The organism is Agromyces soli (genome assembly GCF_022811605.1).
Classification (GTDB): domain Bacteria; phylum Actinomycetota; class Actinomycetes; order Actinomycetales; family Microbacteriaceae; genus Agromyces; species Agromyces soli.
Genome location: NZ_CP094533.1, coordinates 1,856,302 through 1,871,577, shown reverse-complemented (window position 1 = coordinate 1,871,577; position 15,276 = coordinate 1,856,302). Strand labels below are relative to the sequence as shown.

Annotated in this window: 13 protein-coding genes; 1 reads left to right on the top strand and 12 read right to left on the bottom strand. The window is 73.3% G+C overall.

The window, feature by feature from the left end; all coding sequences use genetic code 11:
- Nucleotides 1-140 precede the first annotated feature (140 nt).
- The gene (locus tag MTP13_RS09005; protein ID WP_243570792.1) at nt 141-863 is read left to right on the top strand and encodes a GntR family transcriptional regulator; all 723 of its coding nucleotides are present in this window, start codon (nt 141-143) and stop codon (nt 861-863) included.
- 90 nt (nt 864-953) lie between these two features.
- On the opposite strand, the gene MTP13_RS09000 is transcribed toward MTP13_RS09005, so the two are convergent.
- From MTP13_RS09000 to iolC, 12 genes are all read right to left on the bottom strand, one after another.
- Nucleotides 954-2,075 carry a Gfo/Idh/MocA family protein gene (locus tag MTP13_RS09000; protein WP_243570749.1) on the bottom strand — a complete coding sequence of 374 codons (1,122 nt, stop codon included), beginning with the start codon at nt 2,073-2,075 and terminating at the stop codon, nt 954-956.
- Nucleotides 2,072-3,040, bottom strand: coding sequence for an ROK family protein (locus tag MTP13_RS08995; RefSeq protein WP_243570748.1), 969 nt, complete (start codon nt 3,038-3,040; stop codon nt 2,072-2,074). Before MTP13_RS08995 ends, MTP13_RS09000 begins: the two co-directional genes overlap by 4 nt.
- On the bottom strand, nt 3,037-3,930 hold the full coding sequence (locus MTP13_RS08990; protein ID WP_243570747.1) for a TIM barrel protein: 894 nt from the start codon (nt 3,928-3,930) through the stop codon (nt 3,037-3,039). The genes MTP13_RS08995 and MTP13_RS08990 overlap by 4 nt, the downstream gene beginning before the upstream one ends.
- A 26-nt stretch (nt 3,931-3,956) precedes the next feature.
- Nucleotides 3,957-5,084 (bottom strand): ABC transporter ATP-binding protein, encoded by a 1,128-nt coding sequence (locus MTP13_RS08985; RefSeq protein ID WP_243570746.1) that lies wholly within the window; start codon nt 5,082-5,084, stop codon nt 3,957-3,959.
- 16 nt (nt 5,085-5,100) lie between these two features.
- Complete coding sequence (locus MTP13_RS08980; RefSeq protein ID WP_243570745.1) at nt 5,101-6,834, bottom strand: ABC transporter permease; 1,734 nt, start codon at nt 6,832-6,834, stop codon at nt 5,101-5,103.
- A 57-nt stretch (nt 6,835-6,891) separates the two neighbouring features.
- Nucleotides 6,892-7,929, bottom strand: a complete 1,038-nt coding sequence (locus MTP13_RS08975; protein WP_243570744.1) for an extracellular solute-binding protein — start codon at nt 7,927-7,929, stop codon at nt 6,892-6,894.
- On the bottom strand, nt 7,926-9,410 hold the full coding sequence (locus MTP13_RS08970) for a CehA/McbA family metallohydrolase (protein WP_243570743.1): 1,485 nt from the start codon (nt 9,408-9,410) through the stop codon (nt 7,926-7,928). Before MTP13_RS08970 ends, MTP13_RS08975 begins: the two co-directional genes overlap by 4 nt.
- Nucleotides 9,411-9,519: 109 nt before the next feature.
- The gene (locus MTP13_RS08965; RefSeq protein ID WP_243570742.1) at nt 9,520-10,317 is read right to left on the bottom strand and encodes a 6-phosphogluconolactonase; all 798 of its coding nucleotides are present in this window, start codon (nt 10,315-10,317) and stop codon (nt 9,520-9,522) included.
- Nucleotides 10,318-10,370: 53 nt separating this feature from the next.
- On the bottom strand, nt 10,371-12,278 hold the full coding sequence (iolD, locus tag MTP13_RS08960; RefSeq protein ID WP_243570741.1) for a 3D-(3,5/4)-trihydroxycyclohexane-1,2-dione acylhydrolase (decyclizing): 1,908 nt from the start codon (nt 12,276-12,278) through the stop codon (nt 10,371-10,373).
- Complete coding sequence (iolB, locus tag MTP13_RS08955; protein ID WP_243570739.1) at nt 12,275-13,192, bottom strand: 5-deoxy-glucuronate isomerase; 918 nt, start codon at nt 13,190-13,192, stop codon at nt 12,275-12,277. The genes iolD and iolB overlap by 4 nt, the downstream gene beginning before the upstream one ends.
- Nucleotides 13,189-14,121, bottom strand: coding sequence for a Cgl0159 family (beta/alpha)8-fold protein (locus MTP13_RS08950; RefSeq protein ID WP_243570738.1), 933 nt, complete (start codon nt 14,119-14,121; stop codon nt 13,189-13,191). Before MTP13_RS08950 ends, iolB begins: the two co-directional genes overlap by 4 nt.
- Nucleotides 14,114-15,082 (bottom strand): 5-dehydro-2-deoxygluconokinase, encoded by a 969-nt coding sequence (iolC, locus tag MTP13_RS08945; protein ID WP_243570737.1) that lies wholly within the window; start codon nt 15,080-15,082, stop codon nt 14,114-14,116. The genes MTP13_RS08950 and iolC overlap by 8 nt, the downstream gene beginning before the upstream one ends.
- Nucleotides 15,083-15,276 lie beyond the last annotated feature (194 nt).

Genomic DNA, 15,276 nt, shown 5'->3' with positions numbered 1-15,276 from the left:
CGCCCGCCCCGCCCCGCCGCGGGAAACCCGGGCGGATGCCGCTCCGAGCATCTATATTTGTCTTGACATATCCAGGCTCGGAGGATGACGTGGCAGAGACGACGACGGTGGGCGACGCCCCCTTCCCGCCGGAGCTGTTCATGGACCTCGATCGCTCGAGCCCGGTCCCGCTGTACTACCAGGTCGCCGAGCGCATCGAATCGGCGATCACCTCCCACGCCCTGCCCGCCGGATCGCGCATCGAGAACGAGATCGCCCTCAGCGAGCGGCTCGGCATCTCCCGGCCGACGATCCGCCGGGCCATCCAGGAGGTCGTCGACAAGGGGCTGCTCGTCCGTCGTCGCGGCATCGGGACGCAGGTCGTGCAGGGGCAGGTGACGCGCGGGCTCGAACTGACGAGCCTCTTCGACGACCTCATCCGCGGCGGGCAGGTGCCCACGACGGAGCTGCTCTCCCGCGAAACCCTGCCGGCGAGTGCGGCGGTCGCCGAGGCGCTCGCCGTGCCGCTCGGCAGCGACACGCTGCACCTGCGCCGGCTGCGCTCCGCCGACGGGGTGCCGGTCGCGGTACTCGACAACGTGCTGCCCGCCGACTACCTCGACCTCGACACCGCGGCGCTGCAGAACTACGGGCTCTACCAGGTGCTGCGCTCCCGCGGCACGACCATGCGGGTCGCCCGGCAGCGCATCGGGGCGCGCCGGGCCAGCGCCGACGAGAGCGAACTGCTGGAGCTCGAAGACGGCGCCCCGGTGCTCACCGCCTCGCGGACGGTCTTCGACGACTCCGGGCGCGCGGTGGAGCTCGGCACGCACTGCTACCGCCCCGACCTCTACTCCTTCGACGTGACGCTGGTGCAGAAGTAGGGCCGCTTCGACGGGCTCAGCGAACCAACGGAACGACGAGTTGCCCGACTTCCATGAAAGTCGGGCAACTCGGTGGTGTGGGGGACTCGCTCAGGCCGCGTCGGACTCCGTGCGGACCGTCTCGCCGCGGGCGGCCGCGACGGCCTTCGCGAGCGCCTGCAGGCTGCGCACGTCGCGCCTGGCCCCGGCGAAGTCGGAGACGACCGGCTCGTCGTGTCGGATGGAGCGCGCGAAGGCGTCGAGCTGGCGCAGGAAGCCCGTCTCGTAGCCGTCGGCGTAGCTCGTGTCGCGGCGCTCGAGCCCCGTGTTCCGCTCGACGCGGAGGCGGCTGCGCTCCTCGAGCAGGTACGGCTTCGCGAGGTGGTACTCGAGGCGGCCGTTCGAGGCGAGCACCTTCAGCTCCTCGTCGTACTCGGGGTACTCGGGCAGCCAGTTCCAGCTCAGCACGTAGCGCACGTCGCCGACGGCGGCGGTCGCGATGAGCGAGGCCGGCGCGCTGCCCTCGAGCGACGGGAACGCCTCCGCGGTCCACGTCTCGGGCAGTTCCAGGCCGAGGGCGCGCAGCAGGCTCAGCTCGTGCACGACCGAGCCGTTCAGCACGTTCCGGTAGTAGCGCTGGACCGCCTCGGAGGCGCCGGGCAGGGCGATCGCCGACTGCTCGGCCTCGTACGCCTGCGCCCGCTCGATCTCGGCGAGGTCGGCGTCGGGCTGCGGCGGCGTCATCCGCAGGTGGTCGACCTGCGGCAGGTCGTCGGGGTGGGCGACGGTGATGCGCACGAGGCGCACGTCGTCGAGCTCGGCGAGCTCCGCGCGCGCCCGCTCGGTGAGCGGGTCGTACATCTTCATGTAGCCGACCTGCGCGACGACGCCGGCCTCGGCGGCCGCCGCCTCGAGCTCCTCGATCTCGGCGATGGTGAGGGCGAGCGGCTTCTCCGCGAGCACGTGCTTGCCGGCGCGGATGGCGGCGAGCGCGAGCTGCGCGTGCGAGCCGGGCGTGGCGATGAGCACCGCCTCGACCTCGGGCGCGGCGATCGCCTCGGCCGGGGAGGTGGTGCCGCGGATGCCGGTGCGCCCGGTGACCTCGGCGACGCGCGACGGCGACAGGTCGCAGACGACGGCGATCTCGTAGCCGGCGCGCGTGAGGCTCGGCAGGTGCACCGACTGGGTGATGGTGCCTGCGCCGATCACGGCGATGCGGACGGGTGCGGTCATGCGGTTCTCTCTTCTCGTGATGCCGGGCCGGCCGCGGGCGGCGGTGCGGCCTCGGAGGCGGTGGCGGTGGCGAGCTCCCAGGCGAGCGCGGCGGCGCCCAGGAGTCCGGGGTTGGCGGGGACGGCGCTCGGCACGAGCGGCGGCGGGGACGGCCGGCGCGACGCGAGGCGCTCGTACTCGGCGCGGATGCCCCGGGCCAGCCGCGTGTCCGCGGAGCCGAGGCCGCCCGCCAGCACGATGGCGGGCGGGTCGAGCAGCGAGACGAGCTGCGCGATGGCGCGCCCGATCGCGGCGGCGGCGGTGTCGACGATCTCGGCGGCGACGGGGTCGCCCGAGGCATCCGCCTCGAGCACGCCGCGCGCGCCGCCCTCGGCGAGCTCGGCGCCGGTGCGGGCGAGGTAGCGGGCCGCGATGCCGGAGCCGGAGGCGAAGCCCTCGAGGTTGCCGCGCCACTCCGGGTCGAGCTCGGCGGGCACCGACCATTCGCCGAAGCCGATCGCCTCGCCGCGGACGCCGTCGTGGAGCGTGCGGTCGAGCACGATCGCGGTGGAGATGCCGGTGCCGAGCGAGACGTAGACGAAGCCGTCGTGCTCGCGCCCGCGGCCGAGGGCGAGCTCGCCGAGCGCGCCCGCCTTCACGTCGCTCGCGATGCGCACCGGCACGCCGCCCGCGAGCGCGGCGAGCGCCTCCCCGGGCTGCACGGTCCAGTCGAGCACCTCGTGCGCGGTCACGACGCCGTCGTTCGAGACGTACTCGGGGAAGCCGGCGACGACGGCGCGCACCGTCGTGCCGGCGGTCCGAGCCCGTTCGAGCAGCTCGGCGGCGAGGCCGAGGGTCGCCGCGAGGCCGGGATCGCGCCCGGCCGTCCGCGCGAAGCCCTCGTCGAGCAGCCGGTACTCGCGGTCGACGAGCGCGCCGTGCGCCTTCGTGCCCCCGACGTCGAGGGCGAGCACGGCCTCGGTCATCGGCCGAGCCGCTCGGCGATCCAGTCGTGGTTGTGCCGCTGGTCGCCGACGATGCGGTCCCAGGTCTCGGCGGTCGCGGGCGCACCGTCCTGCTCGACGACGAGCCAGCCGTCGTAGTCGCTGCGGCGGATCTGGGCGAGGAACTCCTCGAGCGGGCCGTCGCCGGTGCCGAGCGGCACGGAGACCTCGTCCCACCAGTCGTCGATGCGCTCGTTCCCCGAGGCCTTCGCGGCCTCGAGCACGGCGGGACGGACGTCCTTCACGTGCACGTGGTTCACCCGGTGCCCCCACTCGCGCAGGTAGGCGACCGGGTCGGCGCCGCCGAGCACGAAGTGGCCGGTGTCGAGGCAGAGGCCGATGCCGGTGCGCTGCAGCAGCACGTCGATCTCGGGCGCCTGCTCGACGTAGGTGCCGAAGTGCGGGTGGAAGCTCGTGCGCAGGCCGGCCTGGCGCGCCAGCTCCTCCGCCGCGGCGAGCCGCTCGAGCGCGAGGTCCCACTGCGCGGCGTCGAGGCCGCGCTCGGCGTTCGGGCGGAACGGGTGCGCGATGATCGCCTCGTCGCCCTCGTCGGCGAGGATGGCGAGCCCGTCGCCGCCTGCCGCGGCGAGCTCCTCGAGCGTGCGGCGCATGCCCTCCAGGTCGGCCGCCATGACCTCGTCCGGCTGGCTGAGGTGCAGCGGGACGTAGGCGCCGAGCACGGCGAGGCCGTGGTCCGCGAACAGGGTCGCGGTCTCCTCGGGGCTGCCGAAGAAGCCGGGCGGGCCGAGCTCGGAACCGGTGTACCCGGCGGCGGCCATCGCCGCGACGAGCTCGCGCGGGGTCGCGGCGAGCTTGGAGACATCCGCCCCGCCGTGGATGCCGAAGCTGACGGGGGCCGAACCGATGCGCATCTGCTGCTCCTTCTTCGTGCGGTCGTTCACGCGGCCGGGGCCGCGACGAGGTCGTCGGCCGACTCGGCCTCGGGCGCCGCCTCGCGATAGTAGTCGTCGGACTCGGGGACGAGGGCTGCGGCGCCCACGCGGATGCCGGCCTCCTCCCCCGGCGCGGCCGCCACCGGACGGCGGTGGTCGACCTCGCACAGCGTGCCGTCGGCCAGTCGCAGCGCCGATCGGTAGCCGCGACCGTGGTAGCTCGAGCGCACCAGGGTGCCGCGGAGGTGCGCGTGCTCGACGTCGTCGACGAGGTCGAGGTCCTCCGGCCGCAGCACGAGCTGCGCCCGGCCGGTGGGCAGCGCGCCGTCGAACGCGGGCAGCGCACCCGCGATCGGCAGGTCGGAGCGGAACCCGCCCGCGCCGTCGCTCACGCCGCCGAGGAGCGTCACGTGGCCGATGAAGGAGGCGACGAACGCCGTCTCCGGCGTCTCGTAGATCGCCTGCGGCGAGCCGACCTGGTCGATCCGGCCGTCGTGCATGACCGCGACCTGGTCGCTCATCTCGAGCGCCTCCTCCTGGTCGTGCGTCACGTAGACCGCCGTGATGCCGACCTCGCGCTGCAGGCGCAGCAGCTCCTGGCGCATGCCGATGCGCATCTTCGCGTCGAGGTTCGACAGCGGCTCGTCGAGGAGCAGCACGTTCGGCCGGAGCGCGAGGGCGCGGGCGATGGCGACGCGCTGCTGCTGCCCGCCGGACAGCTGGCCGGGGAACGCCTCGGCGCGCCCGTCGAGGCCGACCATCCGCAGCGACTCGGTCACCCGCTCCGCGATCTGCTCCTTGCCGAGCTTGCGCAGCTTCAGCCCGTAGGCGATGTTGTCGCGGATGCTCATGTGCGGCCAGAGCGCGTAGTTCTGGAAGACGAAGCCGATGTTGCGCTTCCACGACGGCATCCGCGCGATGTCGCGCCCGTCGAAGGTGACCCGGCCGCTCGTCGCGGTCTCGAAGCCCGCGAGGATGCGCAGCAGCGTCGTCTTGCCGCAGCCCGAGGGCCCCAGCAGCGTGGTGAACGAGCGGGCCTCGATCTCGAGGTCGACGCCCTTCAGCGCGACGTGCCCCGGGAACTCCTTGCTGATGGCCTCGACGCCGACGGCGACTCCGTTGCCACGTTCCATTGCTCTCTCGCTTTCTCTAGACGCTCGTGACCGAGGCGAACTTGCGCCGCACGAAGTACAGCGGGATGTAGACGGCCAGCATCAGCACGACGGTCATCGCGGAGGCGACGCCGAAGGGGCTCGCCGGCTGCATCGCGTTCGTGAAGATGACGACGGTCATCGTGATGAACGGCACCGAGTACAGCATCACCGTGGCGCTCAGCTCGGTGACCATCTGCAGGAAGCCGACGGTGCCGCCGGACACGATCGCGGGCCGCACGAGCGGCACGGTGATCTGCCGGAAGGCGCGCATCGGCTTCGCGCCGACGCTCATGGCCGCCTCCTCGAGGGCCGGGTGCACCTGCGTGAGTGCGGCCTCGATCGACTTCGTGACGTAGGGGATGCGGCGGATGAAGTACGCCAGCACGAGGATCGTCGCCGTGCCGGTGAGGATCAGCGGTCCGCTGCCGAAGGCGAGGATGAGGCCGATCGCGAGCACGGTGCCCGGGATGATGTACGGCACCATCGTGATGACGTTCAGCGCGGGGCTGATGACCGAGTAACGGCGGCGCACGGTGAGGTACGCGACGAGCACGGCGACGATGACGCACAGCACGCAGGCGATGCCCGCGAGGAGCAGGCTCATCAGGATGACCTCGAGGTTCTCGTCGAAGAGCCGCACGTAGTTGTCGAAGGTGGGGATCCACTTCAGGATGCCCGCCTTCCAGGTGAGCAGGCTCGTGCCGACCACGACGAGGTGCGGCACGAAGGAGAGGCCGAAGACGACGCCCAGGTAGGCGATCATGAGGCCCTTCTTCACGCCGCGGACCGGCTGCAGCGGACGGCGCCGGCTCGACACCGAGGCGTAGGTGCGGCGGCGCAGCGCCCACTGCTGCAGGGCGAGGGCGATGCACGCGACGCCGAGCATGACGAGGCTGCCGGCCGAGGCGATGGCCGGGTTCGTCGAGACCTCGGAGAGGAACTCGTAGTACACGGCCGTGGGCAGCATGGGGGTGCCGCCGCCGATGATGAGCGGCGTGCCGAAGTCGGTGAAGATCTTCATGCTCGACATGTAGAAGCCCGTGACGAGGGCCGGCACCGCCATCGGCAGCACGATCCGCAGGCGGGTGCGCCAGGGGCCGGCACCGACGCTCGAGGAGGCCTCGTCGAGGCTCGGGTCGATCGCCCGGAACGCGTCGTAGGCGAGCAGGAACACGAGGGCCTGGGTCGCCCAGACGGTCACCCAGACGATGCCGCCGGGGCCGATGATGGTGTCGAACGGCAGCTCGATGCCCCACGCCCGCAGCTGGGTGGTGAGGATGCCGCCGCGCCCGAGCAGCAGCACCCACGCGTAGGCGCCGAGGAACGGCGGCGACACCGTCGCCATCGTGGCGAGCGTGAGGAAGCCGTTGCGCCCCGGCAGGTCGAACTGCGCGAGCACGTAGGCGGCCGGCACCGCGACGGCGCAGGCGAGCACGCCCGCGACGACCGCGACGACGAGGGAGTTCAGGATGGCTTCCTGGAACCTCGGCGTCGTGAAGAACTCGATGAAGTTCGCGAACGAGAAGCCGCCGTCGTCCGTGAACGCCTCGCCGACGAGCCGCAGCTGCGGGAGCACGATCGTCGAGGCGAGCAGCAGGAGCAGCCCGAGCGCGACGAGGAGCCAGACGCCGGGGCGACGGCTCGCGCGGCGCTTGACGGGGACGGGTGCGGGCGGCGCGAGCGTCTCCTCGAGCGGTTCGACGCGCTCCCGCAGGTCGTTGCTAGGCATGTTGGCACCGTTTCCGGCCGGGCCGACGCGTCGCGTCGACCCGGCCTCGGGGATGGATTACTTGGCGCTCGCGAGCTTCTCGTCGAAGCGGGTGAGCACGGCGTCCTTGTCCGTCGCGAAGACCGCGGGGTCCGGAGCGGCGAGCTTCAGCTCGTCGGCGGCCGGCAGCCCGGCGGGCGGGGCGACGTCGGTGCGCGCGGAGCGGCGGCCGACCTCGTCGACCATGAGCTGCTGCGCCTCCTTCGACATGAGGTAGTTCACGAAGGTCTCGGCGGCCTTCGGGTGCTTCGCGCCCTCGATCACGGCGGCGACGCCGATCTGGTTCGACACGACGTCGCTCGGGTAGACGAGCTCGAGCGGGGCGCCCTCGGCGACCCAGGTCGCGCCGAGGTCCTCGTTGATGAAGCCGAGCGCGTACTCGCCGGTGCGCACGCCGTCGAACATCTGCGAGCTGCCGTCGACGACCTTCGCGTTCGGCAGGAAGCCGTCGAGGAAGTCCCAGTCGTGCGCGGTCACCATGGCCGCGAGCAGCGAGTAGGAGGTGCCAGACGAGCGCGGGTTCGCGAACGCGATCTGGCCCGCCTCGCGCCACTTCGGGTCGGCCAGGTCCTCGAAGCTCTGCGGGTAGCTCGACGCGTCGGTGACGCGCTCGGTGTTCACCGCGATGGCCTGGAAGAGCGCGTCGGTGGCGTGCCACTTGTGCTCGGGGTCGGTGACGACGGTGGCTTCGTCGTTCTCCAGCTCGACCGTGGCGAAGGCGCCGTCGGACGCGGCCGCGTAGTTCTCGCTCGAGCCGCCCCAGGCGACGTCGCCGAGCGGGTTCTTCATCTCGCTCTCGACGCGGCTGATGAGCTCGCCCGTGCCGGGGCTCGCGGTGAGCGAGACCGAGATGTCGGGGTACGCCTTCTCGAACGCGGCGATGATCGGGTCGGTCACCTCGGGGCCGTGCGCCGCGTAGACGACGACGGTGCCGGACTCGGCCGAGTCGTCGCCGCCCGCGGGCTGGCCGCCGACGATGGCGCTGCAGCCGCTGAGGACGAGCGACGCCGAGACGGCGGCGATGCCGACCGCGGCGAACTTCCTGCCGTGCTTCATGATTCTCCTTCGTGCGTGTGACTGGTGGTGCGATGGACAGTGCGGACGAAGCTCGTGAGGGCTTCGAAGGACTCGTGCGAGCGCCAGGCGGAGGCCCAGTGCCGGGGGTCGTCGGAGCGGCGGTGCAGCTCGACGCGGTACGCCGCGGCGACGGGCTCCTCGTCGAGGACGACGAGCCGCGACTCGTCGGGCTCGACGTCGCCCTGGAACCACATCAGCCCGTCGCGCAGCACGAACAGGGCGCAGGGCACGTCGATGCGGAAGTCGATCTCGAGCTCGACGGGGCCCGCCCCGAGTTCGAGGTGCTCGCCGAGGCCGGCCTCGCGGCCCTCGCTGCGCAGCCGCAGCTCGAGCTCCGCGCCGCGGGTCACGACGGTGGCGGCGCGGCGGAGTCCGTCGAGCAGCCCCTCGGCGCTGCGCTCGGCGACCCGCACCGCGGTGACCACCTGGCCGAGGCGCTGGGCGGGGTCGCCGAGCTCGTGGCAGTCGGTGCCGGCGACGGGGGCGATGTCGTGACCCTCGGCGAGCAGCCGGTCCCAGAGGCCGATGGCGGCGTCGTTGTTCGCGTCCTGCCCCTGGTTCACGACCTCGAGCAGGTCGACCTCGGCCCACGGCACGTCGGCGCGCCGCCAGGCCTGCTGGCCGCTGAAGGGGTGGTTGACGCCGAACAGCCCGCCCTGCGCGTGGACCTCGCGGACGAGCTCGCCCGCGCCCCGCTCGGGCCCGTCGACGTACACGTCGACCCACTCGCGCAGGCCGTGGGCGTTGCCGTGGCCGCGGTGCGTGGTGACCTCGATCGAGGGCAGCACGATGGGCCCGCCGGCCGCGGTCGCGGCCTCGGCGAGCGGCCCCCAGTGGCTCCAGGTGAAGTGGTCGCTGAGCGCGAGGAAGTCGAAGCCGCGGTGGCGCGCCTCGGCGACGATGGCGTCGACCCCGTCGCGCCCGTCGCTGTGCACCGAGTGGCAGTGCAGCTCGCCGCGGAGCCAGGCCGGGCCGCTCGCGGGCTCGGCCCCGGACCCCGGGACGGCTGACGCCGGGGCCGCGGATGCCTCGGGGCGCCCCTCGGCGTCGGGCGCCGGAGCGTCCGGCTCCCCCGGCACCGCGATGAGCCGCAGCGCGTAGGGGCCGTTCTCGCGGAAGCGGTCGAGATCGATCCTGAGGGTCCAGGCCCCGGCCGGGATCGGCCCGGCGATCGCGCCGGGGCTCGCGTGCCGCTCGCCGACGGCGAAGCGCAGCTCGCGCGGGCCCGGGCCGCCGGGGCACTGCACGTGCCCCCGGAAGACGCCGTCCGGGTCGATGAGCGCGGCGTAGAGCTGGAAGCGGTCGGTGACCTTGTCGTAGTCGAGCTCGACCCGCAGCTCGCCCGTGCCCGCGGGCACCTCGACGACGCGATCGAGGTATTCGCCGGGCAACGGCTGCCGCAGCACGTCGGCGACGTCGAGCAGCACGGTGCCGGTTCGATCGGCAGAGGGTGCGGTCATGATGCGTCCTTGAATCGGGGGAGGTGCGCGAGCGCAGTCCCATCCTCGACCAGCGATGTCAGAATGTCAATTTGACAATACAAAGTCATCGAATGGGGTGGCGAGCCGCCTACTCGCGCACGCCGGCGGCGGCGCGATCCGCGACGACGAGCGCGTCGGCGCACTCCGCGACGACGGTCGCGGGCCACTCCGGGTCGTACGCCGCAGCGGTCGAGATGCGCTCGAACGCCTCGCGCTTCTCCGCCGTCGTGATGATCATGACGGCGCTGCGGGAGAGCTCGGCGATCGTGCCGATGCCGACCGTGAGCCCGTGACTCGGCACCGCGTCGAGCGAGCCGAACTCCGGGAAGGTGCCCAGGTTGTCGATGCGGGTCTGCTCGGCCAGCCGCACGATCCGGCTGCCGCTGTCGCGGGCCGAACCGGGCGGGTTGAACGCGACGTGCCCGTCGCCGGCGCCGCTCGCGAGCAGGAAGCAGTCGATGCCGCCCGCCTCGCGGAGCAGTTCGTCGTACGCCTCGGGGTTCGCCGGATCCGGCTGGAGCAGCCGGTCCTCCGCCATGCCCTCGTCGGCGGCCGCCGCATTCAGCGGGCCCACCACCTCGTCGCGGACGAAGCGGCGGCAGCTGTTGTGCGCCTCGAGGTCGACGTTGCGGAAGCCCGACTCGGTCTCGACCACGTAGTCGTCCATCAGGGCGATGCGCACGTGCGAGATGGCGAGCCCGCGCTCCCGGACGAGGCGCGTGAGCGCCCGGTACGTCGGCAGCGGCGTGCGGCCGCTCGGGCAGCCGAGCACGTAGTCGGCGCCGGCCTCGCGGGCGCGCTCGATGCCGTCGGCGATGCGCTCGGCGACGAAGTCGGCGACGGCCTCAGCGTCGGCCAGCACCCGGGTCACGGGGACGGTGGACATGGTTCTCCTCTCGAGTGGGGCGCCGGGCGCCCCGATGATTCGGTCGCGCGGGCTCAGACGAGCGGGCGCTGCGCCTCGCGGGCCGCCTCGTACGCCGCCCGCGCGCGCTGCGTGCTCGACAGCTCCGAGACGGCCGCGACGGGTACGTCCCACCAGCCGCCGCCGTCGGGCGCGGGGACGAGCGGGTCGCTCTCGACGTGGATGAGCGTCGCAGTCGGCGAGGCCTTCGCCGCCCGCACCGCCTCGCCCAGCTGCGCGACGACGTCGGCGCCCGGCTCGATGCGGACGACGTCGATGCCGAGGCTCGCCGCGTTCGCCGCGAGGTCGACGGGCAGCGCGCGCTCCGGGTCGACGTCGTTCGCCTCGGCATCCTGATAGCGGTACCGCGTGCCGTAGCGGTCGGTGCCGACCGTGTCGCTGAGCGCGCCGATCGAGGCGTAGCCGTGGTTCTGGATCAGCACGATGATCACCTTCAGCCCCTCGGCGACCGCCGTGACGATCTCCGTGTGCATCATCAGGTACGAGCCGTCGCCGACCATGACGATCACGTCGCGGTCGGGGGCGCCGCGGCGCACGCCGAGGCCGCCCGCGATCTCGTAGCCCATGCAGGAGTACGCGTACTCGACGTGGTAGCCGAGGTCGTCGCGCACCCGCCAGAGCTTGTGCAGGTCGCCCGGCAGCGAGCCGGCGGCGCAGACGACGACGTCGCGGGGATCGCTCGCCGCCTGCACGGCGCCGATGATCTCGGACTGCGCGGGCCGCGGCCGGCCGCTCGGGGCGAACGCGGCATCCACCACGCCGTCCCAGACCGCCTTGCCCTCGGCGAGCGCGCCGCGGTAGTCGGACGAGGTGGCGTAGCCCGCCAGCTCGGCGCCGAGCGCGGCGAGGCCGGCCCTCGCATCAGCCACGAGGGGCAGCTCGGTGCCGTGCTTCATCGCGTCGAAGCTCGCGACGTTGAGGTTCACGAAGCGCACCCCGGGGTGCTGGAACGCCGAACGCGACGCGGTGGTGAAGTCGCTGTACCTCGTGCCGATGCCGATCACCAGGTCGGCCTCGGCCGCGAGCCGGTTGGCGGTCGTGGTGCCGGTCGCGCCGACCGAGCCCGCGGCGAGCGGGTGGTCCCACGGCAGGGCACCGACGCCGGCCTGCGTCGTCGCGACCGCGATGCCCGTGGCCTCGGCGAAGCGGCGCAGCTCCTCGGCCGCGTCGGAGTAGAGCACGCCGCCGCCGGCCACGATGAGAGGGGATGCGGCGTCGCGGATGGCCGCCACGGCGCGGGCGAGCTCGCCCGGCTCGGGCTGCGGTCGGCGCACGTGCCACTCGCGCTCGCGGAGGAACTCGAGCGGCACGTCGATGAGCTCGGCCTGCACGTCCTCCGGCAGCGAGATCGTGACCGCGCCGGTCTCCACCGGGTCGGTGAGCACCCGCATCGCGCCGAGCGCGGCCGAGAAGAGCTGCTCGGGGCGGCTCACCCGGTCGAAGAAGCGCGAGAGCGGGCGGAACGCGTCGTTCACCGACACCGTCGCGTCGTGCGGCAGCTCGAGCTGCTGCAGCACCGGGTCGGCGACGCGCGTCGCGAAGGTGTCCGAGGGCAGCAGCAGCACGGGCAGCCGGTTGGTGGTGGCGAGGGCCGCCCCCGTCAGCATGTTCGTCGCGCCGGGGCCCACCGAGGCGGTGCACGCGTAGGTCGCGCGCCGACGGTGCATCCGCGCATAGCCGACGGCCTGATGCACCATCGCCTGCTCGTTGCGCGCCTGGTGGTACGGCATGCGGGCCGGGTCCTCGCGGGCGAGCTGCTTCAGCGCCTGCGCGACGCCGGCGATGTTGCCGTGGCCGAAGATGCCGAAGGTGCCGGCGATGGTGCGTTCGCGGACGTCGCCGTCGACGGTCCACTGATTGGCCAGGAACTCGACGAGGGCCTGGCTCACGGTCATCCGCCGGGTGGCGTTGCGTGCGGTCATGGTCGTGCTCCTTCCGAGGCGGGGGCGAGGTACGGCAGCCGGGGGTCGAGGTCCTGCCCAGCCCAGCTGTCGCGCACCCACGCGTGCGCGGGGTCGTCGCTGATCCGCCAGGCGCGCTCCGGCCCGGGGCCGGCCATGACGTTCAGGTAGTACAGGTCGTAGCCGGGCGCGGCGACGGCCGGCCCGTGGTAACCGAAGGGGACGAGCGCGATGTCGCCCGTGCTCACCCGGCCGTCGATCTCGATCTCGCCGGCCGGGGAGCTCGCGGTGGAGAACAGTCCGAACGGCCGGGCGCCGGCCGGGGCCTCGGTCCCGCGGGTCACGGCCGTCTCGAAGTAGTAGATCTCCTCGAGCTGGGTCTCGGCGCCCGGCACGTGCTCGTCGTGCTTGTGCGGCGGGTACGACGACCAGTTCTCGGCCGGCGTGATCACCTCGCAGACGATGAAGCGCCCGGCCGCGAGCGTCTCCGGCGTGCCGAAGTTGTGCACCTGCCGGCTCGAGCGCCCGGCGCCGCGCAGCTCGACGGGCACCTCGTCCTCGGCGATCCGCCGGGTGGGGTGCCGTTCGTCGCTCGGCGCCTCGGCGACGGCCACCCGGCCGGAGCCGCTGAGCGTCGCGGCGGTGCCGACGCCGAGGTAGGCGACGTCGCTCGGGCCGGCGAAGACCGAGGCGCGGCCGCGCAGCTCGAGGCGTTCGCGGCGCCCGTCGGCGTGCTCCAGTTCGAGCGCGAAGCTGCCGGCGAGCGGCACGACGAGGCGTTCGAGCCCGCCGGCGGGGAGGGCGAGCGCGGCGTCGGCGTCGAGCTCGGCCACCCGCAGGCCCGTCCAGTTCCAGCCCTCGAGGCCGTCGTCGACGACGGACTCCCAGGGCCCGTCGGCAAGCTCGCCGCGCCGGTGCAGCCAGCGCGGGCTCATGCCAGGCCTCCGGGATGCACGAGGCGGGCCGCGGTGTCGATGGCCCCGTGCACGTCGCCGTCCGGCGGGTAGAGCAGGGTGCGGCCGACGACGAGCCCGTGCACGCCCGGCAGCTCCAGCGCGTCGGCCCACGAGGCGTAGGTCTCGTCGGGGCGCTCGCGCGGGTCGCCGCCGAGCAGCAGGGTCGGCAGGGTGGAGGCGGCCATCACGCGCTCCATGTCGGGAACGACGGGCAGCTTCAGCCAGGAGTACGCCGAGCTCGTGCCGAGCCCGGAGGCGATCGCCATCGAGGTGATCACGGCCTCCGCGCTCAGATCGTTGACGATGCGCCCGTCGCGCCAGGAGCTCATGAAGGGCTCGAGCATGATCGGCAGCCGGGCTGCGGCGGCCTGGCCGACGGCCTCGGCGGTGGCCTGCAGGGTCGGCGCGGTGGCGCGGTCCTCGAGGTTCACCCGCACCAGGAGCTTGCCGAAGTCGAGACGCGAACGCACCATGGTCGGCACGTCGTAGCCGGTGTAGCGGTCGTCCATCTCGAAGGCGGCGCCGCGCAGGCCGCCGCGGTTCATCGAGCCCACGACGATCTTGTCGTCGAGGAGGCCGAGCAGGGCGAGGTCCTCGATGACGTCCGGGGTGCCGAGCACGCCGTCGACGCCGGGATGGCGGAGGGCGACCGCGAGCCGGTCGAGCAGGCGGTAGCGGTCGGCCATGGCGAAGTCGTCGTCGCGCACGCCGAGGGCGCCCCTGGCCGGGTGGTCGGCCGCGACGATGAACAGCCGGCGGTCGCCGCGGAGGAGCCGGCGGGACCGGCGGGCCTCGAGCGCGCGGGCGATCGCGTCGGGGTCGGCGGCGCGGGCCTCGCGGAGCGCGGCGTAGGACTCGGGCGGCAGCCCGCCCACGGCGGGGGCGGCGGCGATGATCGGCTCAGGCATCCCGGGCCCCCTCGGCGAGCGCGGTCTCGACCTCGGCGGTCGTCGGCATGGCGGTGGAGCACTCGCGGCGGCCGGCGACGATGGCGCCGGCCGCGTTGGCGAAGCGGATGACCCGGTCGAGCGGCTCGCCGGCGAGCAGCCCGCGGCACAGCGCACCGCCGAAGCCGTCGCCCGCGCCGAGGCCGTTCACGACGGACACGGCGTGCGGCGGCACCTCGACCGTCTCGTCACGGGTCTTCGCGAGGACGCCGCGCGGCCCCTGCTTAACCACGGCGAGTTCGACGCCGCGGTCGAGGAGCGCGTCGGCGGCTCGCCGGGGGTCGCGCTCGCCGACGGCGATGTCGCACTCCTCGAGGTTGCCGACGGCGACCGTGACGTGCTCGAGCGCGGCGGACACCCGCTCGCGGGCGAGCTGCTCGTGCTCCCAGAACACCGCGCGGTAGTCGAGGTCGAGCACGGTGAGCGGCGCGCGGCCGCGGGCGGCCCAGGCGGCGTGGTGCGCCGCGCGGCTCGGCTCGGCGGAGAGCCCCGTCGCCGTCGCCCAGTAGACGCGGGCGTCGCGGATCGCGTCGAGGTCGAGCTCGGCGGCCTCGATGAGGAGGTCGGGCGCGATCGGGTCTCGGTAGAAGTACAGCGGGAAGTCGTCGGGCGGGTAGATCTCGCAGAAGGTGATCGGCGTCTTGCGGCCGGGCAGGGGCGCGACGAAGCGGGCGTCGACGCCGAGGCGGGTGAGCTCCTGGCTCACGAAGCGGCCGAAGGGGTCGTCGCCGGTGCGCGTGACGACGGCGGCGGCGAGGCCGTGCCGGGCGGCGGCGACGGCGACGTTGGTCGCGCTCCCGCCGAGGTACTTGCCGAAGGTCGACACCTCCTCGAGGGGGGTCGCGTCCTGGAGCGGGTAGAGGTCGACGCCGACCCGGCCGATGGTCAGGACGTCGAGGGCGGCGTCGGGGGTGGGGTTCATACGGCTGGCGCTCCGGTTTCGAGGGCGAACTTTGTCTTGACAAAGTAACATGGATTGCGGATGGTTGGATCAGCGAACTGACCACTGGTCCTGAAACTGGACTAATTGGTCTCATCATGACACGATGACGACGTCCGCGGTGCCGAAGGCGACAGCCCGAGACGCACGGGCGTTCCCCCGATTCGGCAGCGATG